Annotated in this window: 21 protein-coding genes and 1 pseudogene; 11 read left to right on the forward strand and 11 right to left on the reverse strand. The window is 53.4% G+C overall.

The genetic code is table 11. From position 1 onward, the window contains the following. Positions 1–256 precede the first annotated feature (256 nt). Genes NM96_08365 through NM96_08375 form a run of 3 tightly spaced genes read right to left on the reverse strand, consistent with a single transcriptional unit; the run spans position 257 to position 6244 of the window. Positions 257–1675, reverse strand: coding sequence for a multidrug transporter (locus NM96_08365; GenBank protein AVR79343.1), 1419 nt, complete (start codon positions 1673–1675; stop codon positions 257–259). A gap of 58 nt (positions 1676–1733) precedes the next feature. After that, positions 1734–4949: a multidrug efflux RND transporter permease subunit gene (locus tag NM96_08370; protein AVR79344.1), complete on the reverse strand. Its 3216-nt coding sequence runs from the start codon at positions 4947–4949 to the stop codon at positions 1734–1736. An 11-nt stretch (positions 4950–4960) separates the two neighbouring features. Beyond that, on the reverse strand, positions 4961–6244 hold the full coding sequence (locus NM96_08375; GenBank protein ID AVR79345.1) for an efflux transporter periplasmic adaptor subunit: 1284 nt from the start codon (positions 6242–6244) through the stop codon (positions 4961–4963). 237 nt (positions 6245–6481) lie between these two features. Here NM96_08375 and NM96_08380 point away from each other — a divergent pair, with 237 nt between their 5' ends. Continuing rightward, on the forward strand, positions 6482–7117 hold the full coding sequence (locus NM96_08380) for a TetR family transcriptional regulator (protein AVR79346.1): 636 nt from the start codon (positions 6482–6484) through the stop codon (positions 7115–7117). A gap of 69 nt (positions 7118–7186) precedes the next feature. On the opposite strand, the gene NM96_08385 is transcribed toward NM96_08380, so the two are convergent. Then, the gene (locus tag NM96_08385; GenBank protein AVR79347.1) at positions 7187–8593 is read right to left on the reverse strand and encodes an ATP-dependent helicase; all 1407 of its coding nucleotides are present in this window, start codon (positions 8591–8593) and stop codon (positions 7187–7189) included. On the opposite strand from NM96_08385, the gene NM96_08390 reads away from it, so the two are divergent. Next, complete coding sequence (locus NM96_08390; protein AVR79348.1) at positions 8592–8759, forward strand: ATP-dependent DNA helicase; 168 nt, start codon at positions 8592–8594, stop codon at positions 8757–8759. The genes NM96_08385 and NM96_08390 overlap by 2 nt on opposite strands. A 293-nt stretch (positions 8760–9052) precedes the next feature. Next, positions 9053–9301 carry a hypothetical protein gene (locus tag NM96_08395; GenBank protein AVR79349.1) on the forward strand — a complete coding sequence of 83 codons (249 nt, stop codon included), beginning with the start codon at positions 9053–9055 and terminating at the stop codon, positions 9299–9301. Positions 9302–9486: 185 nt separating this feature from the next. Here NM96_08395 and NM96_08400 read toward each other — a convergent pair whose 3' ends face one another. The 4 genes and pseudogenes from NM96_08400 to NM96_08415 form a co-directional block, all read right to left on the reverse strand. Beyond that, positions 9487–10128, reverse strand: coding sequence for a glutaredoxin (locus tag NM96_08400; GenBank protein ID AVR79350.1), 642 nt, complete (start codon positions 10126–10128; stop codon positions 9487–9489). A gap of 106 nt (positions 10129–10234) precedes the next feature. Continuing rightward, on the reverse strand, positions 10235–10696 hold the full coding sequence (locus NM96_08405) for a bacteriocin (protein ID AVR80301.1): 462 nt from the start codon (positions 10694–10696) through the stop codon (positions 10235–10237). Positions 10697–11551: 855 nt separating this feature from the next. Continuing rightward, positions 11552–12061, reverse strand: a pseudogene (locus NM96_08410) (hypothetical protein). A 39-nt stretch (positions 12062–12100) separates the two neighbouring features. Continuing rightward, complete coding sequence (locus tag NM96_08415) at positions 12101–12880, reverse strand: hypothetical protein (GenBank protein AVR79351.1); 780 nt, start codon at positions 12878–12880, stop codon at positions 12101–12103. A gap of 191 nt (positions 12881–13071) precedes the next feature. On the opposite strand from NM96_08415, the gene NM96_08420 reads away from it, so the two are divergent. After that, on the forward strand, positions 13072–15285 hold the full coding sequence (locus NM96_08420; GenBank protein ID AVR80302.1) for a GTP pyrophosphokinase: 2214 nt from the start codon (positions 13072–13074) through the stop codon (positions 15283–15285). 276 nt (positions 15286–15561) lie between these two features. On the opposite strand, the gene NM96_08425 is transcribed toward NM96_08420, so the two are convergent. Together NM96_08425 and NM96_08430 are read right to left on the reverse strand one after the other, a co-directional pair. Then, complete coding sequence (locus NM96_08425; protein ID AVR79352.1) at positions 15562–15783, reverse strand: (Na+)-NQR maturation NqrM; 222 nt, start codon at positions 15781–15783, stop codon at positions 15562–15564. A 38-nt stretch (positions 15784–15821) separates the two neighbouring features. Next, complete coding sequence (locus NM96_08430; protein ID AVR79353.1) at positions 15822–16991, reverse strand: thiamine biosynthesis protein ApbE; 1170 nt, start codon at positions 16989–16991, stop codon at positions 15822–15824. A gap of 273 nt (positions 16992–17264) precedes the next feature. Here NM96_08430 and NM96_08435 point away from each other — a divergent pair, with 273 nt between their 5' ends. The 5 genes from NM96_08435 (at position 17265) to NM96_08455 (ending at position 21061) form a co-directional block, all read left to right on the forward strand. Next, complete coding sequence (locus NM96_08435) at positions 17265–18434, forward strand: methionine adenosyltransferase (GenBank protein ID AVR80303.1); 1170 nt, start codon at positions 17265–17267, stop codon at positions 18432–18434. 164 nt (positions 18435–18598) lie between these two features. Continuing rightward, a complete protein-coding gene (locus tag NM96_08440; GenBank protein ID AVR79354.1) occupies positions 18599–19327 on the forward strand; it encodes a pyridoxine 5'-phosphate synthase in 729 nt (242 codons plus the stop codon). A 53-nt stretch (positions 19328–19380) separates the two neighbouring features. Continuing rightward, positions 19381–19758: a holo-ACP synthase gene (locus NM96_08445; GenBank protein AVR79355.1), complete on the forward strand. Its 378-nt coding sequence runs from the start codon at positions 19381–19383 to the stop codon at positions 19756–19758. 75 nt (positions 19759–19833) lie between these two features. Next, positions 19834–20637 carry an NUDIX domain-containing protein gene (locus tag NM96_08450; GenBank protein AVR79356.1) on the forward strand — a complete coding sequence of 268 codons (804 nt, stop codon included), beginning with the start codon at positions 19834–19836 and terminating at the stop codon, positions 20635–20637. A gap of 1 nt (position 20638) precedes the next feature. Continuing rightward, positions 20639–21061 (forward strand): hypothetical protein, encoded by a 423-nt coding sequence (locus tag NM96_08455; protein ID AVR79357.1) that lies wholly within the window; start codon positions 20639–20641, stop codon positions 21059–21061. 83 nt (positions 21062–21144) lie between these two features. Here NM96_08455 and NM96_08460 read toward each other — a convergent pair whose 3' ends face one another. Continuing rightward, positions 21145–21828, reverse strand: a complete 684-nt coding sequence (locus NM96_08460; protein AVR79358.1) for a 2,3-diphosphoglycerate-dependent phosphoglycerate mutase — start codon at positions 21826–21828, stop codon at positions 21145–21147. A gap of 183 nt (positions 21829–22011) precedes the next feature. Between NM96_08460 and NM96_08465 the strand changes: the two genes are divergently transcribed. Together NM96_08465 and NM96_08470 are read left to right on the forward strand one after the other, a co-directional pair. Beyond that, positions 22012–22584: a UbiX family flavin prenyltransferase gene (locus tag NM96_08465; GenBank protein AVR79359.1), complete on the forward strand. Its 573-nt coding sequence runs from the start codon at positions 22012–22014 to the stop codon at positions 22582–22584. 100 nt (positions 22585–22684) lie between these two features. After that, a complete protein-coding gene (locus NM96_08470) occupies positions 22685–23977 on the forward strand; it encodes a valine--pyruvate transaminase (protein ID AVR79360.1) in 1293 nt (430 codons plus the stop codon). Positions 23978–24073 lie beyond the last annotated feature (96 nt).

The following is a 24073-nucleotide window of genomic DNA, read 5'->3' on the forward strand; positions in this document are numbered from 1 at the left end:
GTCTGAAGTTTTCAGACGACCTTTTTGTATAGTAAATCATAATAGGAAATAATTAATCATCGTCATTCTGCGCAAGCAGGAATCCCGACCTCAGATTGTCAGTCATACTTTAGAATTGCCGTAAGCTCAAACTCTTAGATACCTGCCTGCTAGCCCAATCCATCCATATTGTATCCATGCCAAAATATAAAACGTCGTCTGAAACCCGATTGCCGGTTTTCAGACGACGTTTTGATGCCGTTTATTTCAAACAGACTTACTGCTGCGCGGCTGGTTGGCTAACGGTTTCGCGTTTCAAACCGCCGCCGAGTGCTTTATAGAGGTCGGCAAGGTTTTCCAGACGGGTAAGCTGGTTGGCAAGCAACGCGGTTTCTGCTCCATAGCTGCTGCGTTCTGCGTCAAGCAGGTCGAGGGCGTTGGATACGCCGTGTTTGTAGCGCAGATTGATAAGGCGCAGGGAGTCGTTGTAAGCGCGGCTTTGTTTGTTTAGCGCGGCGTAGCTCTTGTCGAGTTGCTCGCGTGCGACCAATGCGTTGGATACGTCTTGGAAGGCGGCTTGGACGGCGGCTTCGTAAGCGACGATTTGCGCCTCTTTACGCAGCTTGGCTACGTCGAGATTCGCTTTGTTGGTACCCCAGTTGAAAATCGGCAGGGTAATGGAAGGAGCGAACGACCAGATGCCCGTACCGCTTTTGAAGAGGCCGCTCAACTCGCCGGACGCGGTGCCGACCGATCCGGTCAGGCTGATGGTGGGGAAGAAGGCGGCACGCGCTGCGCCGATGTTGGCATTGGCTTGTTTGAGCGAGTGTTCTGCGGCGCGGATGTCGGGACGGTTCAGCAGGACTTCGGAACTCAAGCCGGCAGGCAGTCGGGTGATTTTGAACTGTTTGCTCAAAGGCAGCGCGGCAGGCAGGTCTTCCGGCAGGGGTTGGTTAATCAGGGTCGCCAAGGCATTGCGGGCTTGTTCGCGGTTTTTGACGGCGTTCGCGTAATCGGCTTTGGCGGATTCAATCAGGGCTTCCTGTTGGCGCAAATCGACAGCGGAAATCACGCCTGCTTTGTGGCGCATTTGGGAAAGTTTGTAAGTGGTTTCGCGGGTTTTAAGCACGCGCTGCGCCAATGCCATCGATTCTTGGGCGTACAGTTCGTTGAAATGGGCTTTGGCAACGGCGGCAATCAGGGCAAGGTGGGCGGCATCACGGTTCGCGGCTACGCTGAAATAACCTTGCAATGCGGCTTGGCTGTTGCTGCGGACGCGTCCGAAAAGGTCCAGCTCGTAGGCTGCTGCGCCCAAACCGACGGTGTATTCGCTGCGGGTAACGCCGCCGCTCAAACTGCCTACCCGAGTTCCGGTACCGCTGGCGTTGATACTCGGCAGCAGGTCGTTGCGGGCAATCATGTATTGTTTGCGGTAGATTTCGGCGTTCAATGCGGCGGTGCGCAAGTCGGTATTGCGCTCCAACGCGATGTCGATAAGGCGGTGCAGGCGCGGGTCGGCAAAGAAGTCCTGCCAGCCCAAGTCGGCGGCGCGGATACCGTCGTCGAAGGTGTCGTATTTGAAGGTTTCGGCAACTTCAACCTGCGGTTGTTCGTATTTCGGGATCATGGTACAGGCGGACAGCGCGACGGCTGCGGCGACGGTACTCAATACCGTTTTGAATGTCTTTTTGTTCATAAGGATTCCTGGAGGTCGTCTGAAATCCGTGTTTCAGGTTTTCAGACGACCTTTTTGCTTAGTGCTTGTTGTCCGTATTTTGATCTTCGAGGGAAATCATGCCTGCTTCAGCAGCGTGTTTCACGGCCATTTCATGTTCGTGCGCGCTTTCCTTAAAGAATTTGCGCACGATGACATAAAAGAGCGGCACAAGGAACACGGACAAAATCGTACCGATCAACATACCCCAGAACACAGTCGTACCGATGGCACGCTGGCTGGCTGAGCTGGCACCGCTGGCAATATACAGCGGAACCACGCCCAAAATGAAGGCAAACGAAGTCATAATAATCGGACGGAAACGCAGGCGTGCGGCTTCCAGCGCGGCTTCCAGTGCGCTCTTGCCTTGCGCTTGCAGGTCTTTGGCAAACTCGATAATCAAAATCGCGTTTTTCGCACTCAAGCCCATTACGGTTACAAAGCCGACTTGGAAGTAAATATCATTGGTAAACGAGGGGATACTGCCCAACAGAGCTTCAAACGTATTACGCCCGGTAACACCCAATGCCGCGCCAATCAAACCCAACGGAATCACGAGGATAACTGCCAGCGGGATAGACCAGCTTTCATAAAGCGCGGCAAGCACCAAGAATACAGAAGCAATCGCCAAGCCGTACAAAATCAAGGTTTGCGAACTGCCTTTGGCTTCTTCGCGCGACTGACCGCCCCATTCTAGGCTGTAACCGCCGCCCATTTCGTCAACCATTTGCTGTACCGCAGCCATTGCTTGGCCGGATGAAACACCGGTAGCCGGAGAGCCGGAAAGTTCCATAGAGGGATAGCCGTTGAAGCGGACGCTTTGTTCCGTACCTGTCTGCCAGGAAACAGTAGCAATGGTAGAAAGCGGGACAGCGACACCGGAACTGTTGGGCACAGTCAAATTCAGGATGTCGGACGGCTGCATACGAGCAGAAGCATCAGCCTGAACCATCACGCGTTGCAGACGACCCTGGTTCGGGAAGTCGTTGACATAAGACGAACCCAAAGAGGAAGCCAGGGTCGTTCGGATGTCTGAGAACGAAATGCCCTGTGCGGCAGCAGCGGCCCGGTCGATGTCGATTTTCAATTGCGGCGCATCCTCCAGACCGCTGGCACGGACGGTGCTCGGGTCAAACAGACCGCTTTCGCGCATTTTGCCGATCAATTCGTTGCGCTTCGCCAGCAATGCGGCATGACCGGTATTGTTGCGGTCTTGCAGGTTGATGGTCAGACCCGAGCCGTTACCCAACTCCATAATTGGAGGAGGCGTAATAGCGATACCGAAACCGTCTTTAAGCGTACCCATCATCATACCAGTCAGCTTGTTTGAAATAGACGTTGCATCGCTGCCCGGAGTTTTACGCTCATTCCAGTCTTTAAGTATGGCAAAACCCATAGCCATATTTTGACCGCTGCCCGAAAAGCTGAAACCGGAAACAGTAATGATATTTTCAATTTCAGGAATGCTTTTCGCCAACTGGGTAACTTGCGCCAATGTCGCATCGGTACGCTCTTTGGTCGCACCCGCGGGCAGTTGCACGCTGACCATGACGAAGCCTTGGTCTTCGGTCGGCAAGAAAGAAGTCGGCAAGCGCATAAACAGGAATACGCCGACAGCCGCCAAACCGATGTAAACAACCATCATGCGCAAAGTCTTACGCAACACTTTGGCAACCCAGCCTTCATAACCGTGTGTCCAGCTATCAAATTTTTTATTGAACCAGCCGAAGAAACCTTTTTTCTCTTCGTGATGCCCCTTCTGAATCGGCTTGAGCATGGTGGCGCACAATGCCGGCGTCAGCGTCAGTGCAAGGAATGCGGAGAATGCAATCGATGCCGCCATGGTTAAAGCGAACTGTTTATAAATATTACCGGTTGCACCGCTGAACATTGCCAAAGGCACAAATACGGAAATCAGGACGGCGGTAATACCGACCACCGCGCCGGAAATCTGACCCATCGCTTTTTTGGTCGCGGCTTTAGGCGGCAAACCTTCCGTCGCCATAATACGCTCGACGTTTTCAACGACCACAATCGCATCGTCGACCACGATACCGATGACCAATACCATCGCAAACATGGTCAATACGTTAATCGACATGCCCATATAAGAGATGAAGGCAAAACCGCCCAACAGCGAAATCGGCACGACAATAGTCGGAATCAGCGTATAGCGGATGTTTTGCAGGAATAGGAACATCACCAAAAATACCAATACAATGGCTTCCAAAAGCGTATGGATCACTTTCTCAATCGAAATATCGACGAATTTGGAAGTATCGTAAGGCGTTTTCCAGCTCATACCCTGCGGGAAGTATTTTTGCAGGGTCGCCATTTTTTCCTTCACTGCGGTGGCGGTTGCCAAAGCATTACCGCTGTTGGACAACATCACCGCCATACCGGTGGTGTTCACACCGTTCAGGCGGGTGGAAGAAGAATAGTCTTCCATACCCAAGCTGACTTTCGCCACATCTTTCAGATAGACATTCGAGCCGTCGGTATTGGATACCAAAATGATGTTGCCGAACTCTTCAGCCGTACTCAATTGACCTTGCGCCGTAACTGTCGCCGAAATGGTCTGTCCCGGCGCAGCAGGCAGAGAACCGATAGAACCTGCTGAAATTTGGATGTTTTGTGTTGCAAGCGCGTTGGTTACCGCAGAAAACGACAGGTTGTAGTTTTGCAGTTTTTTCGGATCAATCCAAATGCGCATGGCGCGTTGCGCACCAAACAACCGTACCGAACCTACACCGTCGATACGCTGCAACTCGGGAACGATATTGCGCTGTGCGTAGTCGTTCATTTCCTCGGTGGACTGTACGTCTGACGAAAGCATTACAATCATCAGGAAGTTGGAACGCGCTTTCGATACGGTAACACCATATTGCTGCACGGTAGCAGGCAGATTGCTCAATACTTCGGAGAGTTTGTTCTGCACATCCACCTGCGCCAAATCTTCGTCGGTTTCAGGCGTAAACGTCAAACTTACGCTGCCTCTGCCGCTGGAGTCGGCGGAAGTGCTCATGTAGTCCAAACCTTCCACACCGTTCATATTGCGTTCAATAACGGCAAGCACGCTGTCTTCCATCACCTGCGCGGACGCGCCCGGATAAGTAGCGGTCAGCGTAATGGTCGGAGCGGCAACGGACGGATATTGGGAAACCGGCAAACTCCTAATGCCGATAACACCCGCTGCGATAATAAAAATCGCAATGACCCATGCAAAGATGGGGCGGTCGATAAAAAACTTAGCCATTGATGCCTTCCTTATTTAGCTGCGGATGCCGGTTTGGCTTCAGAGGTCGTCTGAACGTCTTTCTTCACTTCGGAAGCAGCTTTGGGCACGGCTTCTGCAGCACTTCCGGCAGGCGTCCATTCTTTAGGCGTAACCTTTTTCGCACCCATCATGGCGGCGATGCTGGTGCCGTCCACAACGACTTTGTCGCCGTCGTTCAGACCCGCAGTGATCACCCAGTTGGTTCCCTGCTGCTGGGCGACTGTTACCTCGCGCGGCTCCATTTCGCCTTTGGCGTTCACAATCATCACGGTATCTTTCGTACCGCGCGTTACTGCCTGCTGCGGTACGACAAAAGCGTTGTCAGCAGCCACTTGTTCCATCAGAACGCGCACATAAAGACCTGACATCAAAATGTTTTTGTCGTTCGGCACTGACGCGCGCAGCGTGATTTGTCCGGTTGTTTCGTTCACAGACGGATCAGAGAACAGCAAACGGCCTTTGTGCGGATAAACTTCGCCGTTGTCGAACTTGATGCCCACTTCAATCGCGCCGTCCACGCTCGACAATTTGCCCTCGGCAACCTGTTGGCGCAGCTTCATCACTTCGGTCGCGGATTGAGTGATGTTCACATACATAGGATTGGTTTGGCGGATGGTCGCCAGTACGGTCGTATCGCCTGCGTTCAGCAGCGTACCTTCGGATACTTTGGACTGGCCGATGAAACCTGAAATCGGCGCGGTAATGCGCGCCCTGTTCAGATTGATACCGGCAGATTTAATCGCCGCCTGAGCCGCTTTGACGCTTGCTTCGGCAGAACGTTTCGCCGTTACCGCCGCATCGTAGTCCTGTTTACTGATGGCATCGGCGGCAACCAGCGGTTTGTAACGCGCCAAGTCGGCATTGGCTTTGGCGAGGGTCGCCTGCGCGCTTGCCAACTGGGCGCGCGAGCTTTCCAGATTTGCTTCATAGGTGGAACTGTCGATTTGGTAAAGCGGCTGTCCGGCGCGGACATAGCTTCCTTCTTGGAACAGACGTTTTTGGATGATGCCGCCGACTTGCGCGCGGACATCCGCCGTACGCAGCGACTCCAAACGACCCGGCAATTCGGTCGTCAGCGCAACGGTTTCAGGATGGACGGTAACGACACCAACTACCGGTGGTGGCATCTCTTTTTTCGCAGCCGCCTGCTGCTGCCCTTTTTCATCTTTTGCACCTTGCGCCGCATCGGAGCCTTTGTTACACGCCGAAAGAGCCAACGCGGTAGCGGCAGCGATTGCCGCAATGCGCATCACCTTAGAAGCATCAAAAATCATTGATTTTCCTATCTAGATAATTGTTATGAAGTTTCACTATATACTTTGTTATCAGAGCCGATTTTTGGTTCCGAAAACAACAATCGCCTGCTTCAATATCTGAAGCAGGTCGTCTGAAAAAAGAGTTTATATTTGAGAGCCAATCTCAATTACAGGCGCCATTATACATACATGCTTGCATGGATACAAAGTATTTTTTATAATCCCCAATATTCCACTTAACTTGAAACAGGCATCATGCGGAAAACCAAAACCGAAGCCCTTAAAACCAAAGAGCATCTCATGCTCGCCGCGCTGGAAACCTTCTACCAAAAAGGCATCGCGCGCACTTCGCTCAACGAAATCGCCCAAGCTGCCGGCGTGACGCGTGGCGCGTTGTATTGGCATTTCAAAAACAAAGAAGACTTGTTCGACGCCCTCTTCCAGCGCATTTGCGACGACATCGAAAACTGTATGCATCAGGACGCGGCCGATAGCGATGAACAAGAGTGGTCGCTTTTCCGCCGCACCTTGATGCACTTTTTCACACGCCTGCAAACCAACGACATCCACTATAAATTCCACAGCATCCTGTTTTTAAAATGCGAACACACCGAGCAGAACGCTGCCGTCATCGACATTGCGGATAAACATCAATCGATTTGGCGCGAGAAAATTACCGAAGTCCTGACCAAATCCATTGCCCAACATGCCTTATCCGAAGATTTGGATACCGACATGGCGGTCATCTTCATCAAATCGATGCTGGACGGTCTGATTTGGCGTTGGCTCTCGTCCGACAAAAGTTTCGACCTCGCCCAAACCGCACCGCGCATGATTGACATCCTCTTGGACAATCTGAAAAACCACCCGCAACTGCGTAAGCAAAAATAACGGACCGTACACAAAAGGTCGTCTGAAATCTTTTTCAGACGACCTTTCGGGTTTTATGGGGAGCCGGCTTTATTTTGCGCCGTAATTGGGTTGCAGCAGGGCGCAGGGTTGGCGTTCCCTGCGGCTGCGGCGACTGCGTCCGGCGATGGTGCCGCAGGCTACGCCGGGATCGGTTTTGTCGGCTTTTTGGGATTTGTCGCCGCGCTCGTTACGTTCATTGCGTTCGCTGCGGTTGTTCCGTTCGGAACGGTTTCTGTCGCTGCCGCGGCTGCGGGTTGGGGCGGCTTGGGTGTCTGCGGCGGTATCGCCGTCGGCATCTGCGCCCCACCAGTTCGGTTCGAAGCCTTCGATGCGTTCGACTGCCAAGTTATTGCCGGTCAGCTCTTTGATGGCTTCAAACATTTTTTGCTCGGTTTTGTCCATCAGGGAAATGGCGACGCCGTCCGCGCCCGCCCTGCCGGTGCGCCCGATGCGGTGGACGTAGTCTTCGGGCTGGGTCGGCAGTTCGTAGTTGATGACAAAGGGCAGCTCGGCGATATCCAGACCGCGTGCGGCGACGTCGGTGGCGACGAGGACGCGCAGGCTGCCTTCTTTGAAGGCGTTGAGGGTTTCGAGGCGGCTTTGCTGGGATTTGTCGCCGTGGATGGATTGGGCGGCAAGGTTGCGGCGTACGAGGTCGCGGGTGACTTGGTCAACGCTTTGTTTGGTTTTGCAGAATACGATGACTTGGTTCATCTGCAAATCGACAATCAGCCGCTCTAAAAGATTGCGTTTTTTGAGCGCGTCAACGGCGATGATGTGCTGCTCGACATTGGCGCTGGTGGTGTTTTGCGCGGCGACTTCGACGATTTCGGGCGCGTTCATGAAATCTTTGGCAAGTTTGCGGATGGGAGGGGCAAAGGTTGCGGAAAAGAGCAGGGTTTGGCGTGGTTTGGGCAGCATCTGCATGATTTTGCGGATGTCGTCGATGAAACCCATATCCAGCATACGGTCGGCTTCGTCGAGGACGACGATTTCGACTTTGTTTAGGTTGATATTTTTCTGTTTGACGTGGTCAAGCAGCCTGCCGACGGTGGCGACGACGATTTCGCAGCCGGCGCGCAGGTCGGCGGTTTGTTTGTCCATGTTGACGCCGCCGAAGAGGACGGTATGCCGCAGCGGCAGGTTTTTGATGTAGCCCTGCACGTTTTGGTCGATTTGGTCGGCAAGTTCGCGCGTCGGGGTCAATACGAGCATACGCACGGGGTGCATCGCGGGCGAGGTGCTGGAAGTGGCGTAGCGTTTGAGGCGTTCCAGGCTGGGCAGCATAAAGGCGGCGGTTTTGCCTGTGCCGGTTTGGGCGGCGGCGAGCAAGTCGTGGCCGGCGAGTGCTTTGGGGATGGCGGCGGCTTGGATGGGCGTCGGGTTTTCGTAACCTTGTTCGGTCAGCGCGGAAACGATTTCGCTGCCAAGCCCGAGTGAGGCGAATGGATTCATGGCGGTATCTTTCTGTCCGGACGGGATGCGGAATGCCGCATGGGGTCGTCTGAAACGGGAGGATGTTTTGATTGTGTGTTTGATAGGATGCCGCCGGCAAAGTATGCGGCCGGTTTACGGCAAACCGCAGAAGTGGGGATATGGTCTCTGCGGTATGGAAAGGTAAGCGCGATTATGCCATAAAACCCTTGCGCCGCCCAACGGCAGGCGGTCGGGGCGTTGGGATTGGGCGGTGTTGCCGGAGTGGAAAGGGGATTTTTTACATTGCCATGCCGACGGCGTTTATGTCCCTTAAATTTTTGAAACCGCTTATCATTTCCTGACGGCATTTACTGTCATAGTTCAAACTTATCGAAACCTTTCATATGTAAATGAAACTAAATCGTACTAATGGGACTCTGTTTTGAGACAGACGCAAATTTGCGCTGTAAACCATCAATCACAATAGGAATATACGACATGAAAACTTTATTGATCGCCGTTGCCGCTGCAAGCCTGATGCTGGGTGCCTGCTCCAGCAGCAAAACTACTGAAGAAGCTAAAACCCCTAGCGTAAGCGTTGAAGAGGCAATCGCTCAATGTCAACAAGCTTCCGGTGCAAACCAAGACCGCGCCGTGTTCGATGCATGTATGAAAGACAAAGGCTACCAACGCAGCGCCGCTGAAGGCGCAGCCGCAGCAGCTGCTTCTGCACCTGCCGCACAATAAGCACAGCTAGGAATTATTGATGTATCACCCGATCTGTTCGGGGTCATACATCAACAATTTCTCGCCATGCTTGTTCCGCCTGATTCCATTCACTCCCGGAAGGTAGGGCGGGCGCAAACGGAAAGGTCGTCTGAAAACTGTTTTCAGACGACCTTTCCGTTTGTTTTATCCGGCGGATTCGGTTATTACAAGGCGCGGTCGAAATACAGCGGCACGCCCGATGCTTCGCTCATGCGCAGCAGGTAGTCCATAACCTTCTGCGGCCACTCGACACCGCGTACGACGGTCAGGTTGCGCAATATCGGGAACACCAATATGTCTTCCATGCCGATTTCGCCGTTCAAACCTGCGCCGCCTTCGGCCATCAGCGTTTCCAGTTCCGCCAAATCCCCGTTCAGACGTTGCACATACTGACCGGTTTTCTCCAAATTGGCGGCGAAGCTACCGATGCTTTTCTCTTTTTTGTCCGTGAAATATTTTACCGCTTCCGGCGTTTCAAATTCGGGCAGCTCGAGTTTGATCACGCGCGGCTGGACGAGTTTCAGGTTGTATTCGCCCACTTTGTCAAACCACGCCTGTATTTCCGGGCGGATTTCATTTTTCAGACGACCCTCGCGGTCAAGATAGCGGACAACGTCCAAACTCTCGCCCATAAACGAACCGTCTTCTTTTTGCAGGATAGGCACTTGTTTCGCGCCGATCATGCTGATGGGCGTCGCCTCGTCGTCATTTGCCAGCACGACTTCTTCAACGTCCGCGGCCAACAGCACCGCCGCCATCCGAGCCCGCACGCAAAACGGGCAATGGTCGTAGTAATACAGTTTCATTAAAAATCCTCCGAAAATGGGTTTGATTGGGCAAAGGCCGTCTGAATGCCTCACGCAAAAGGATTATCCTGCCAAATATCTTTGGAAGCCATATCTGATAACGTGTTTATACGGCCGGGATATATGCAGTATTTTCTCCGGGCAGTATAACCGATGTTGAAATTTCCGTCGGATACACGACATCAGCGGCTGTCTCTGCTGAAATTTCACCTGCCAACTCATTGTAAATTCCTTTGTCGTTTTGGAAATCAATATCGGCAACCTTGCGCCTTTCCCCGTTTTCCAAAACCACTTCTGATTCAAATAATATTTTATTATCGGCTTCATCTTTCAGATTGATTTCTGCAAAATCCAAAGAGATCGACTGGATATCCCAGTCGGACAATAGAGAAAGCTCTCCTTCCTCCGTTTTCCCGTTACCGTTTTCGTCATGCCAGATTCTTAGCTCGCCCCACAATTCATCATATTGATTAATGATATTATTATTGTCGCTGTCCAAATCTTTCAAAGCTTCTACGCCGTTTTCTGCGCGCTTGCCGTCAGACATAACTGTTGCCTCACCAAACATCTCCGTTCCGTCGTTTACCATGCCGTCTCCATTTTTATCCCAAACCAAAAAACCGCTGCCTTTTTTGAGCCAAGCCGTCTGTTCGGCCATCCCGTCGCCATCCATATCAAAACTCACTCCATCCTCCACCGAAGTCGTGAGCAACTCTTCTCCATACAGCTCGATAGCAAGAGGAGTATGGTAATTTTTGGCAATTTGGTCAAAATTCTGCTGAAGATTATCCACTCCGCCCTGCAAATCAAGTGAAATATTGGCTTTGTTCAGTAAATCCTGCAAAGCTTTCAAAGCTTCGTTTTCATTATGAATTTCTTTGCCTTTTCCTGATGCCTGTTCAGATTTTTGCTGTTCGACCAAAGTAGCCAAGCGGTTCACTGCATTGGAATGAAGCCTACTGGCTGAAGTAATCAGTGCCGCATACGCACTTTTTGAGTAATTTACTAAATTATCGTTGAAGCTGACACTCTTGCCCGCGCTGCCGATACCGAATTCAATCGCCCCCTGCTTTCCGCCTGAAGAATAATATAACGCTGTTCTTGCAGCCGTCGTTACCGTACCGTCTGCCAAACGGCTGTTGGCAGGTACAAATACCACCATCAGCGTAGGATTTCCACGCGCCATCATCGGCATCAGACTAAGCGGCATATTTGGATCGGTTTTCTGAAAGCGAACCCGCTCGTCACCTACGCCAAACAGTCTGTTGGGATGGTCAGGCGCTGCTTCATCCATTCCTGATTGCAGAATTTTTTGCTTTTCGGCCGGAGTTTTACCGTTTAGCAGGTTTGGATTGGTTTCCTCAAGGAATATAGATTTCGCCCATGTCCAATAAGTATGGCTGGGCTGGCCGCTGGGGTTTTGGGTTTTCATTTTATGGGCAAAATAATCAACAGCCTGTTGCTGGTTCATCGCCTTGATTGCTGCCGTATCCGATCCGTATTTGGTTTCTTTGGGATTGTTCCGCAAATCAAACTGAAAACGGTTGTATTCGGCTTTTCCTTCTTCATACAAAAAACGGCGGGCATACTCATTTGCAGTAAGGTTTTTTGTTGGATTTCTCTCATCAGCAAGATCTAGTCTATAAAGAGTATCAGAAATACCATGCTCGATTTCATGGGCATAATCAGAAGCCGTAAGATAATCTTTTCCAAATACCATCTCACGGTATTCAATGTCTCCTTTTAATTTTCTCGTTGTATAAGTGGCTGGAACATGATGATCGACACGAATACTTGATAGCCCCCATTTATTGATAAAAATATGAGTCTTTTGCATAATAACATTATCCCGCATGATGCTATCAATCTCCTTTTTAGGCATGCCCATGCGAATAAAATGCTGCCGGATTTGTGCATTTTGAACTGTTGCCATAATAATTCTCCTATTAATTGTTAGAGTAAATTTTTAATTTTAATTGGTGATAAAATAATTTTTTTCATATTGAATATAAGATATTTCCTTGCTACATCTCATATTTTCTTGGTTATCATGCATAAAGTATAGAGATACACTATCTTTAATAGACAATCTTGCATGAAAATCCTTAATATGACCGTTGTTGTCAATAGCCTCTAATGATTTTTCAAAACTTACAGCAGAATCAGAACAAAGTATAGGCCTAAACATTGGATGCAAAGCAATTCTTGGCAGGGGCAAATCCTCGGGATAACGGTTGTCAGGAAACAGCGAACGGTAATGCTTTAAATAATCAGGCGTTGCTTCGATTTCTAAAAAAGTACTGCCGTTGTAGTTGGTCTGATGCACTACCGTAAAGCCGTCGGTCGGCCGTTTTAGCTTACGCCGCCTGTGTTTGAGCCATTTCTGCCGCTCTGCCTTGTCTTTCCATCTGAGTACCGCCTGTTTTTCTCCGTCAGGCCGCAAACGGCCGGAAAGCCGCACATAGCGCCGGTACACGGGAATCTGCCACTTTTTCGCTAAATCTTCGGGCGGCATATTAAGCAGACAGGCGCTGCGCAGCGTGCCTGCCATCTGCCTGAACAAACTCTCGAAGCTATTTACAGGATAAAGCTGCTCGCAGCCCGTTGCGTCATCCGCATATGCTTGAGAAACAGAGACCGTCTGAATGCCGCTATCGGCATGAGACAAAATGGGCAGCAACATGGCCGGCCACAGCAAAGCAGCTAAAAATTTCACACTCATCTCCTTCTTGATAAAAATTATTACTTGCATTGATATTATTCCCAATATTTTTTCACTGCAAGCACATTTACACGCTAATTGTTTGTTTTATTTTGATGTTTATATGTTATTGCAAGTTGGGTAGCCCAGGCCGTCTGAAACATGCTTTGTCGCAAAATACGGGCAAGCTGCTACAATACAGCCGCTATGTCGAAACAAAACAAACGGAGAAACGGCACGCCATGAGCAACACACGACAAACACCGGAAATCCCCGCCGCACCGATGCAAGAATCCCGCGCGTGGTTTGACGCGCACACCGCCGGTTTGCCCGAACCTGCGCAAAAGCTGCTTCAGACGGCCTTGTCGCTGGCCGAGACGCATTATCCTGCCGATGCGGCCACGCCTGCGGGCGAGCCGCTTTTGGCGCACCTTTTGGGTGCGGCGCGTATGGTGAACGAATTGGATTTGCTGCCCGATGCGGTGGCCGCCACGCTTTTGGCCGACATTGTGCGTTTTGTGCCCGACTGGCGCGAGCTGCTCACGGAACGCTGCAACAGCACCGTCGCCGAGCTGGTCAAAGGTGTGGACGAAGTGCAGAAGCTTACACACTTCGCCCGCGTGGACAGCCTTGCCACGCCTGAAGAGCGCGCCCAGCAAGCCGAAACCATGCGTAAAATGCTGCTGGCGATGGTAACTGACATCCGCGTCGTGTTGATCAAGCTCGCCATGCGTACCCGCACCATGCAGTTTCTCAGCAATATCCCCGACAGCCCCGAAAAACGCGCCGTCGCCAAAGAAACCCTCGACATCTTCGCCCCGCTCGCCAACCGTTTGGGCGTTTGGCAGCTCAAATGGCAGCTCGAAGACCTCGGCTTCCGCCATCAAGAACCCGAAAAATACCGCGAAATCGCGCTGCTTTTGGACGAAAAACGCACCGAACGCCTCGAATACATCGAAAACTTCCTCAACATCCTGCGTGGCGAACTTAAAAAATACAACGTTCACTTCGAAGTAGCCGGCCGCCCGAAACACATCTACTCCATTTACAAAAAAATGGTGAAGAAAAAACTCAGCTTCGACGGGCTCTTTGACATCCGCGCCGTGCGGATTCTGGTCGATACCGTCCCCGAGTGTTACACCACGCTGGGTATCGTCCACAGCCTCTGGCAGCCCATCCCCGGCGAGTTCGACGACTACATCGCCAACCCCAAAGGCAACGGCTATAAAAGTTTGCACACCGTCATCGTCGGCCCGGAAGACAAAGGCGTGGAAGTGCAAATCCGCACCTTCGATATGCACCAATTCAACGAATTCGGTGTCGCCGCCCACTGGCGTTATAAAGAGGGCGGTAAGGGCGACTCCGCCTACGAACAAAAAATCGCTTGGTTGCGCCAACTCTTGGACTGGCGCGAGAACATGGCGGAAAGCGGCAAGGAAGACCTCGCCGCCGCCTTCAAAACCGAGCTTTTCAACGACACGATTTACGTCCTGACCCCGCACGGCAAAGTCCTCTCCCTGCCTACGGGCGCGACCCCCATCGACTTTGCCTACGCCCTGCACAGCAGCATCGGCGACCGTTGCCGCGGCGCGAAAGTCGAAGGGCAAATCGTACCGCTGTCCACCCCGCTCGAAAACGGACAGCGCGTTGAAATCATTACCGCCAAAGAAGGGCATCCTTCCGTCAACTGGCTCTACGAAGGCTGGGTCAAATCCAGCAAGGCAATCAGCAAAATCCGCGCCTACATCCGCCAGCAAAACGCCGACACCGTGCGCGAAGAAGGCCGCGTCCAACTCGACAAACAGCTTGCCAAACTCACGCCCAAACCTAACCTGCAAGAGCTTGCCGAAAACCTCGGCTACAAAAAACTCGACGACCTCTACACCGCCGTCGGACAAGGCGAAATTTCCAACCGCGCCATCCAGAAAGCCTGCGGCACGCTGAACGAACCGCCGCCCGTGCCCGTCAGCGAAACCACCATCGTCAAACAGTCCAAAATCAAAAAAGGCGGCAAAACCGGTGTGCTCATCGATGGCGAAGACGGTTTGATGACCACGCTTGCCAAATGCTGCAAACCCGCGCCGCCCGACGATATTGTCGGCTTCGTTACCCGCGAACGCGGCATTTCCGTCCACCGCAAAACCTGCCCCTCTTTCCAACACCTCGCCGAACAAGCACCCGAGAAAGTGTTGAACGCAAGCTGGGCGGCGTTGCAGGAAGGGCAAGTGTTCGCCGTCGATGTCGAAATCCGCGCCCAAGACCGCTCAGGGCTTTTGCGCGACGTATCCGACGCGCTTGCCCGCCACAAACTCAACGTTACCGCCGTGCAAACCCAGTCCCGCGACTTGGAAGCCAGCATGAGGTTCACGCTCGAAGTCAAACAAGTCAACGACCTCCCGCGCGTCCTCGCCAGCCTCGGCGACGTCAAAGGCGTGTTGAGCGTTACGCGCTTGTAAGGAGAAGCAAAAGGTCGTCTGAAAAACGGATTTCAGGTTTTTCAGACGACCTTTTTGGCGAGATTGGTATCGTAATCGACATTGGAAATATCTGTCCTGTCCTTCCTGCTTGTACGGAAATGACGGCAATTTGAGCAGCTTTGCTAAATCGCTGTCTGCCTTTTAAAAACAGCCAAACTTGCAAATCAAAGGTCGTCTGAAAACTGCAATATGCGGTTTCAGACGACCTTTTGTGTTGCCAAGCTCAAAGTCAGGCTGAACCTGATTCGGGTAAGGTCAGTGATCGACGGTAATGCCTTTGCTTTCCTGCTGTTTCTGTTCGTCCAGTTTCTTTTGCAGCGTGTCGCACGGGGTGTCGCAGTCGCAGACTTTTTTCATGCCCAGCGAAGAGATGCCGCCGCAACTGCCTTTGATGGTGCGCTTGGAGAAAATGTAGCCGACTGCCATGCCGAGGATGACGAGGAGGAAGAGGCCGAAGGTGAGAAGTAGGGTTTTCATGATGGTGTTCCTGTGGGATGGATATGAGTGTGTAGATATTAATGGAGTAGTTTTTTAAACGCGCCGGACATTTCGGTATGGTAGCCGTTTTGGTCGCGGATAATCAGGAAAACGGCGAGGTTTTGCTGTTCGGCGAGTTTGAGGGCTTCGGTTTCGCCAAGTACGAAAAGTCCGGTGGACAGGCCGTCGGCGGTGGTGGCATTGTCGGCGACGACGCTGATGGAGGCGAGGCGGTGCGACAGCGGGCGGCGGGTTTTGGGGTCGATGATGTGGGACAGCCGCCTGCCTTGCGGGTCAACGTGGAAAATGCGGTAGTCGCCGGAGGTGGCGAGGGAGCGGTTGTCGAGGGGGACGACGATTTGGGTGTTGCCGCCTTGGACGATGTTGGGCTGTTCGATGCCGATGCGCCAAGGTTCGCCTTGGGCGTTGCGGCCTTTGCCGTGCAATTCGCCGCCGATTTCGACAAGGTAGTTTTGGATGCCGAGTTTTTCAAGTTCGCCTGCCACTTTGTCTACGCCGAAGCCTTTGGCGATGGAGGAGAGGTCGAGATAGGCTTCGGGTTGGGTTTTGGCGAGCGTGGCTTGTTTGCCGTTTTGCGTGAGGATGATTTTGTCCGTACCGGTTTGGGCGGCGGCTTTGTCGATTTCGGCTTGGGTGGGTTCGCGGGTAATTTCTTTGTTCGGTCCGAAGCCCCAAAGGTTGACGAGCGGGCCGACGGTTACGTCGAGCGCGCCTTGTGTGAGGCGGTTGAGGCGTAAGGCTTCGGCGGTTACGGCGGCGAAATCGGCGGAAACGGGCATGGGTTTGCGGGTCTCGCGCATTTGGTTGAAGCGGCTGATTTCGGAGTCTTCGCGGTAGGTGGACATTTGACGGTTGACTTCTTCGAGCGCGCCGTCAATCTGCTTTTTCACGGCTTCGGGCGCGGGCGGGTTGGGGAGGTCGTCTGAAAGGTATTTGACGGTATAGGTCGTGCCCATCGTTTCACCCTGAAGCACGGTTTGTTCGGATGTTTTTTTGCCGCATGCGCCCAAGGGCAGGGTAAGGGCGAGGGCGGCGGCAAGGGCGGGAATGGCGGAGGGCAGGTGCATGATAGGGTGTTCGGGTGTTTTCAGACGACGTATTGTAACGTAAAACGCAAGGGCGCGCGGCTTGCGGGGGCGGGGCTTTTCTGCTAACATCCGCGCTGCATTAAGAGTTGGGAATTCCATGCCAACCTGCTTTTCAGATGGAAAGGTAAGGTGGACGGCTGCAAAGCCGATGTGGTCCGAGAGGGCAATTCAAATCCCCCCGCTTGATGCGGGAATTTTTTTGCCCGTATGTTCTGTGCTGGCAGGATTCCAAACCGTTTTATCCAAGTGGGAATATTTATCATTTGGATGGAGCGCAGGTGGAAATTTTGTTATGATTTCCGTTGTGGGATATATGATGAAACAACAGGTCGTCTGAAAGCAGACGGCTTGTTTTTGAAGGAAAATATTGAAATGAGCGAATATCTGTTTACTTCCGAATCGGTTTCCGAAGGCCATCCGGACAAAGTGGCCGACCAAGTGTCCGATGCGATTTTGGATGCGGTTTTGGCGCAAGACCCCAAAGCGCGCGTCGCGGCGGAAACTCTGGTAAACACCGGTTTGTGCGTGTTGGCGGGCGAAATCACCACCACCGCCCATGTGGACTACATCAAAGTCGCACGCGAAACCATCAAACGCATCGGCTACAACTCGTCCGAGCTGGGCTTTGATGCCAACGGCTGCGCGGTCGGCGTGTACTACGACCAGCAATCCCCCGACATCGCCCAAGGCGTGAACGAAGGCGAAGGCATCGACCTGAACCAAGGCGCGGGCGACCAAGGCCTGATGTTCGGCTACGCCTGCGACGAAACCCCGACCCTGATGCCGTTTGCCATCTATTACAGCCACCGCCTGATGCAGCGTCAAAGCGAATTGCGTAAAGACGGCCGCCTGCCGTGGCTGCGTCCCGACGCAAAAGCGCAGCTGACCGTAGTTTACGACAGCGAAACCGGCAAAGTAAAACGCATCGACACCGTCGTCCTGTCCACCCAGCACGACCCTGCAATCAGCCATGAAGAACTGAGCAAAGCCGTGATCGAGCAGATTATCAAGCCCGTTCTGCCGCCCGAAATGCTGACTGCCGAAACCAAATACCTGATCAACCCGACCGGCCGCTTCGTCATCGGCGGCCCGCAAGGCGACTGCGGTTTGACCGGACGTAAAATCATCGTCGATACCTACGGCGGCGCGGCTCCGCACGGCGGCGGCGCATTCTCCGGCAAAGACCCGTCCAAAGTGGACCGTTCCGCCGCTTACGCCTGCCGTTATGTCGCGAAAAACATCGTTGCCGCCGGTTTGGCAACCCAATGTCAGATTCAGGTTTCCTACGCCATCGGCGTTGCCGAACCAACCTCGATTTCCATCGATACTTTCGGCACAGGCAAAATCAGCGAAGACAAACTGATTGCCTTAGTTCGCGAACATTTCGACCTGCGCCCCAAAGGCATCGTCCAAATGCTCGACCTCTTGCGCCCGATTTATGGCAAATCCGCCGCCTACGGCCATTTCGGCCGCGAAGAGCCTGAGTTTACTTGGGAGCGCACCGACAAAGCTGCCGCATTGAAAGCAGCCGCAGGCGTATAAAAAGCATAAAGGTCGTCTGAAAGGGAGTTTCAGACGACTTTCCATCCTTATGGCAACTGCAATTTTTCCCAATCAGCAAGGCAGCATGCGTCGGTATGCTGCCTTTTTCGACCAGAAAGATTACAATTAGCGGGTCGTCTGAAAACACAAAGAAAGGACACATCATGCTCTTAGGTGTAAACATCGACCACATCGCCACCGTCCGCAACGCCCGCGGTACGACCTATCCCAGCCCCGTGGAAGCGGCATTGGTCGCGGAAACGCACGGTGCGGATTTGATTACCATGCACCTGCGCGAAGACCGCCGCCACATCAAAGACGCGGACGTGTTCGCCGTCAAAAATACCATCCGCACGCGCCTGAACCTTGAAATGGCGCTGACTGAAGAAATGCTGGAAAACGCGCTTAAAGTCATGCCGGAAGACGTGTGCATCGTGCCTGAAAAACGTCAGGAAATCACGACCGAAGGCGGTTTGGACGTATTGGCGCAACAGGAAAAAATCGCCGAGTTCACCAAAATCCTGACCAACGCAGGCATCCGCGTTTCGCTCTTTATTGATGCCGACAACGAGCAAATCCAAGCCGCCCATGATGTCGGCGCACCCGTTATCGAGCTGCACACCGGCGCATACGCCGATGCACACAGCCACGCCGAACAAATCAAGCAATTCGAGCGTCTGCAAAATGGCGCGCATTTTGCCAGCGATTTGGGCTTGGTCGTCAACGCCGGACACGGCCTGACCATACACAACGTTACCCCCATCGCCCAAATCCTCGCCATCCGCGAGTTGAATATCGGGCATTCGCTGATTGCCCAAGCCCTCTTCCTCGGCCTGCCCGAAGCCGTCCGCCAGATGAAGGAAACCATGTTCAGGGCAAGACTGCTGCCTTGATGCGGCAACACCCACCTTTTCAGACGACCTTCTCTCAACAAGGAGACCACCGCATGATTTACGGCATAGGCACAGACATCGTTTCCCTCAAACGCATCATCCGCCTGAGCAAAAAGTTCGGACAGGCGTTTGCCGAGCGCATCCTCACCCCCGAAGAACTGCTCGAATTCCCGCAAGCGGGCAAGCCCGTCAACTACCTCGCCAAACGCTTTGCCGCCAAAGAAGCCTTCGCCAAAGCCGTCGGCACGGGCATACGCGGCGCGGTTTCCTTCCGCAACATCGGCATCGGGCATGACGCATTGGGCAAACCCGAATTCTTCTACGCCCCCGCCCTATCCAAATGGCTGGAAGAACAAGGCATCAGCCGCGTCAGCCTCAGCATGAGCGACGAAGAAGATACCGTGTTGGCATTTGTCGTTGCCGAAAAATAAGACAGCCCCCATTGGCAGGTCGGATTCCCAAATCCGACCTTTCCGAATTTTCAGACGACCCTTCTCCCTATTCCCATGACCCAAGACACCCGCCCCCTTATCCGCGTCGTTGCCGGCATCCTGCTCAACCAAGACGGCGACTACCTGCTCAGTTCCCGCCCCGAAGGCAAGCCCTATGCCGGATATTGGGAATTTGCCGGCGGCAAAGTCGAAGCGGGCGAAACCGACTTCCAAGCCCTGCAACGCGAGTTTGAAGAAGAACTCGGCATCCGCATCCTAGCCGCCACACCTTGGCTGACCAAAATCCATTCCTACGAACACGCCCGCGTCTGCCTGAAATTTCTATGGGTAAACCCCGACCAATGGACGGGCGAACCCCAATCCCGCGAAGGACAGGCATGGTCGTGGCAAAAAGCGGGCGATTTCAACGTCGCCCCCATGCTGCCCGCCAACGGTCCGCTACTGCGCGCCCTCTCCGTCCCGCGCCAACTTAAAGGTCGTCTGAAAACCGGTTTGCACGGACAAAACAGTACCGGCGAATACCGCGTCGCCCCCTACTCCCTAGCCGAACCGCACCACGCCAACATCCTCATCTCAGAAACCGAACTGCACAAGCTCGGCAAACTGCCCCAAGCCCAAAGCGTTTGGGTATCGATACACACCCGCGAACAATGGCAGCGCGTACAAGATGCCGACGTCGTCGTTTGGCAAGTCAACGACGACGCAAGCGCACGGCAAGTGCTTGAAATATTGGAACAAGGCGTATCTGTTCCGCTGGTTGTCGCCGCGCCCGAAACACTGGTTTCAAGCTACCGCGACCGCTGGCTCTCGACAGGCGCACACGCCGTCCTGTCCGACAATGACACCGAGGTCGTCTGAAATGGACAAAAACCGCAAACTCCTCCTCGCAGGCGTCCTCCTCATCCTCTTCGCCGCCGCCAAACTCCTGCTGCTGAACTGGTGGCAGAAACAACAACCCCAAGCCCGCGCCGCCGAGTGCAACCTCATCAAAGGCTGCATCCTGCCCGACGGCTCGCACGTCCGCTCCACCCCCATCAGCCACCGCTCCGCCTTCGACATCACCGTCGAAAACGCCCCAGCCGAAACACAACAAGTCAGCATCAGCTTCAGCATGAAAGACATGGACATGGGCTTCAACCGCTATATGCTCCAACAACAATCCCCGCGCACTTGGCAAGCGCACCAAATCCACCTGCCCGTCTGCGTCGAAGGCAGACGCGACTACATCGCCGACATCACCATAGGCGGACAGACTTTTCAGACGACCTTTACCGCCCAATAGGCTTTCTACGCGTATTCAGACAAGAAAGGCCGTCTGAAACCACAAATCAGGGTTTCAGACGACCTTTTTATTATCCGCAAAGCTTACAGATAGAATTTTTCAACCACTTTCAAATTGTCGTCCAATTTGTACACCAGCGGCTGACCGGTCGGGATTTCCAAGCCCATGATGTCTTCGTCGGAAATGCCTTCGATGTGTTTGGCCAATGCGCGCAGGGAGTTGCCGTGGGCGGCGACCAGGGCGCGTTTGCCGCTCAGAAGCGCGGGGGCGATTTGGTCTTCCCAGAACGGCAATACGCGCTCCAAAGTAACTTTCAGGTTTTCGCCGTCGGGGATAACATCGGCGGGCAGGTTGGCATAGCGGCGGTCGTTGTGCGCGGAGAACGGGTCTTTCGGATCGAGCAGCGGCGGCAGGGTGTCGTAGCTGCGGCGCCAGATGTGGACTTGCTCGTCGCCGTATTTTTCGGCGGTTTGTTTTTTGTCCAAACCTTGCAGTTGGCCGTAGTGGCGTTCGTTCAGCCTCCAGCTTTTGATTTGCGGCACGAACAGTTGGTCGGATTCTTCCAAAACGATGTTGCAGGTTTTAATCGCGCGGGTCAGAACGGAAGTGAAGGCGATGTCAAACTCGTAGCCTTTTTCCTTCAGTTTTTTACCGGCGGCGGCAGCTTCGGCAAGCCCCTGCTCGCTCAGTTTCACGTCGCGCCAGCCTGTAAACAGGTTTTTCGCGTTCCATTCGCTTTGTCCGTGGCGGATAAATACCAATTCCATGTCGTATGCTCCAATTTGAGGTCGGTAGAAGGGCTTATTTATAACATATTTCGGCTGCTTCTGCCGAACCGCCTCCCCTACCCTTGCTTTCAGTCAAACAGCCGCTGTTCAAAATATGAAACCTGCCTGTCAAGACGACCTGCTTTATAATGTTACCCAAATACGTTTTTACGAGAGACTTTCATGACCCGACGTTTGATTATCGGCATCAGCGGAGCCAGCGGTTTCCAATACGGCATCAAGGCCTTGGCGCTTTTGCGCGCACACGATGTCGAAACGCATCTGGTGGTATCCAAAAGCGCGGAAATGACGCGCGCGCTGGAAACGCCGTATGAAAAAGACGAACTCTACCGCCTTGCCGATGTCGTCCATCCGATAAACCATATAGGTTCCGCCATCGCCAGCGGTTCGTTTAAAACCGACGGGATGCTGATTGCCCCTTGTTCGATGCGCACGCTGGCTGCGGTTGCAAACGGCTTCGGCGACAACCTGCTGACACGCGCGGCGGACGTGGTCCTGAAAGAGCGCCGCCGCCTTGTGCTGATGGTGCGCGAAGCCCCGCTCAACCTTGCCCATCTGGACAATATGCGCCGCGTTACCGAAATGGGCGGCATCGTCTTCCCGCCTACCCCCGCCCTCTACCAGCAGCCGCAAACCATAGACGACATCATCACCCACAGCACCGCCCACGCGCTTTCACTTTTAGGTTTCGACACCGGCGCCGTACCCGAATGGACGGGCGGAACATCTTCCTAAATATCAAAGGTCGTCTGAAACCCGTTTTCAGGCTGGCAGAAAGCCTCCCTCCATATCAAGCTGATATAATCCCCGCCAATCATATTTACACGGAGTCATCATGCAGTTCTCGGCATTCGGCGAAAAATTCACGCAACACAGCGGCATCCTGCAACTTATGGACGACCTCGGCGACGCGCTCAAAAGCGACAAGCCCGTCAACATGCTCGGCGGCGGCAATCCGGCGCGGATCTCCGAAGTCAACTCCGTGTTCGCCGACGTATTTTCAAAGCTGGCGGCGGAACACGCCGTCGAGAACATCGGCAACTACTCCAATCCCCAAGGCGATGCCGCGCTGATTGACGCGTTGACCGCCTTCCTCAACCGCGAATACGGCTGGCACCTGACCGCTGACAATATCGCGTTGACTAACGGTTCACAGAACGCGTTTTTCTATCTTTTCAACCTCTTCGGCGGCAAATTTAAGGTTTCAGACGACCTTTCCGTAGAGAAAGCCATCCTGCTGCCACTCGCGCCCGAATACATCGGCTATGCCGACGTGCATGTCGAAGGGCAGCACTTCGTTTCCGTCAAACCGAAAATCGAAGCTGTCGAACACGAAGGCGAAGAAGGCTTCTTCAAATACCACGTGGACTTTGACGCGCTGGAAAGCCTGCCTGAACTCAAAGCGGGCAAAATCGGCGCGATTTGCTGTTCGCGCCCGACTAACCCGACCGGCAATGTGTTGACCGACGGCGAAATGGCGCGGCTGGACGCTTTGGCGCAAGAACACGGCATTCCGCTGATTATCGACAACGCCTACGGAATGCCGTTCCCCAACATCATTTACAGCGACGTGACGCTGAATTGGCACGAAAACATCATCCTTTGCTTCAGCCTTTCCAAAGTCGGCCTGCCGGGCGTGCGCACCGGCATCATCGTCGCTGCGCCCGAAGTCGTCAAAGCCGTCAGCAGCCTGAACGCGATTGTGAACCTGTCGCCCACCCGCTTCGGCGCAGCCATCGTAACGCCGCTGTTGCAGGACGGTCGTCTGAAACAGCTTTCAGACGACGTCATCCGGCCGTTTTACCGCAATCAGGCGCAAACCGCCGTCTCGCTGCTCAAGCGTGAGCTGGGCGCGTATCCGCTGAAAATCCACAAGCCCGAAGGCGCGATTTTTCTGTGGCTCTGGTTTGAAAACCTGCCCGTTTCGTCGCAAACCCTGTACGAAATGCTCAAAGCCGAAGGCACGCTGATTATTCCGGGCGAACATTTCTTCGTCGGCATCGACACGCAGGATTACCCGCACGCCCGCGAGTGCATCCGCATGAGCATCGCGCAGGACGCGGAAACGCTGGAAAAAGGCATCGCCGCCATCGGCAGGGTGGTGCGCGGTTTGTACGATGCGGCGTAAACGGTAAAGTTGACAGCCATTCAGTCAAAAGGTCGTCTGAAAACAGTTTCAGACGACCTTTTATCATTTATTTTTTTTGAAATGAAATTAATTTTC

The organism is Neisseria mucosa (genome assembly GCA_003028315.1).
Taxonomy (GTDB): Bacteria; Pseudomonadota; Gammaproteobacteria; order Burkholderiales; family Neisseriaceae; genus Neisseria; species Neisseria mucosa.

What these genes read in the sequence shown, in the direction of transcription:
- NM96_08455 (AVR79357.1), top strand. Translation starts at nt 20,639, where the DNA reads ATGGACAAAAACCGCAAACTCCTCCTCGCAGGCGTCCTCCTCATCCTC.
- NM96_08390 (AVR79348.1), top strand. Translation starts at nt 8,592, where the DNA reads ATGGCGGTATCTTTCTGTCCGGACGGGATGCGGAATGCCGCATGGGGT.
- NM96_08400 (AVR79350.1), bottom strand. Translation starts at nt 10,128, where the DNA reads ATGAAACTGTATTACTACGACCATTGCCCGTTTTGCGTGCGGGCTCGG.
- NM96_08465 (AVR79359.1), top strand. Translation starts at nt 22,012, where the DNA reads ATGACCCGACGTTTGATTATCGGCATCAGCGGAGCCAGCGGTTTCCAA.
- NM96_08425 (AVR79352.1), bottom strand. Translation starts at nt 15,783, where the DNA reads ATGAAAACCCTACTTCTCACCTTCGGCCTCTTCCTCCTCGTCATCCTC.
- NM96_08405 (AVR80301.1), bottom strand. Translation starts at nt 10,696, where the DNA reads ATGTTTGGTGAGGCAACAGTTATGTCTGACGGCAAGCGCGCAGAAAAC.
- NM96_08375 (AVR79345.1), bottom strand. Translation starts at nt 6,244, where the DNA reads ATGATTTTTGATGCTTCTAAGGTGATGCGCATTGCGGCAATCGCTGCC.
- NM96_08430 (AVR79353.1), bottom strand. Translation starts at nt 16,991, where the DNA reads ATGGAATTCCCAACTCTTAATGCAGCGCGGATGTTAGCAGAAAAGCCC.
- NM96_08460 (AVR79358.1), bottom strand. Translation starts at nt 21,828, where the DNA reads ATGGAATTGGTATTTATCCGCCACGGACAAAGCGAATGGAACGCGAAA.
- NM96_08395 (AVR79349.1), top strand. Translation starts at nt 9,053, where the DNA reads ATGAAAACTTTATTGATCGCCGTTGCCGCTGCAAGCCTGATGCTGGGT.
- NM96_08420 (AVR80302.1), top strand. Translation starts at nt 13,072, where the DNA reads ATGAGCAACACACGACAAACACCGGAAATCCCCGCCGCACCGATGCAA.
- NM96_08370 (AVR79344.1), bottom strand. Translation starts at nt 4,949, where the DNA reads ATGGCTAAGTTTTTTATCGACCGCCCCATCTTTGCATGGGTCATTGCG.
- NM96_08435 (AVR80303.1), top strand. Translation starts at nt 17,265, where the DNA reads ATGAGCGAATATCTGTTTACTTCCGAATCGGTTTCCGAAGGCCATCCG.
- NM96_08470 (AVR79360.1), top strand. Translation starts at nt 22,685, where the DNA reads ATGCAGTTCTCGGCATTCGGCGAAAAATTCACGCAACACAGCGGCATC.
- NM96_08380 (AVR79346.1), top strand. Translation starts at nt 6,482, where the DNA reads ATGCGGAAAACCAAAACCGAAGCCCTTAAAACCAAAGAGCATCTCATG.
- NM96_08440 (AVR79354.1), top strand. Translation starts at nt 18,599, where the DNA reads ATGCTCTTAGGTGTAAACATCGACCACATCGCCACCGTCCGCAACGCC.
- NM96_08415 (AVR79351.1), bottom strand. Translation starts at nt 12,880, where the DNA reads ATGCAAGTAATAATTTTTATCAAGAAGGAGATGAGTGTGAAATTTTTA.
- NM96_08450 (AVR79356.1), top strand. Translation starts at nt 19,834, where the DNA reads ATGACCCAAGACACCCGCCCCCTTATCCGCGTCGTTGCCGGCATCCTG.
- NM96_08445 (AVR79355.1), top strand. Translation starts at nt 19,381, where the DNA reads ATGATTTACGGCATAGGCACAGACATCGTTTCCCTCAAACGCATCATC.
- NM96_08365 (AVR79343.1), bottom strand. Translation starts at nt 1,675, where the DNA reads ATGAACAAAAAGACATTCAAAACGGTATTGAGTACCGTCGCCGCAGCC.
- NM96_08385 (AVR79347.1), bottom strand. Translation starts at nt 8,593, where the DNA reads ATGAATCCATTCGCCTCACTCGGGCTTGGCAGCGAAATCGTTTCCGCG.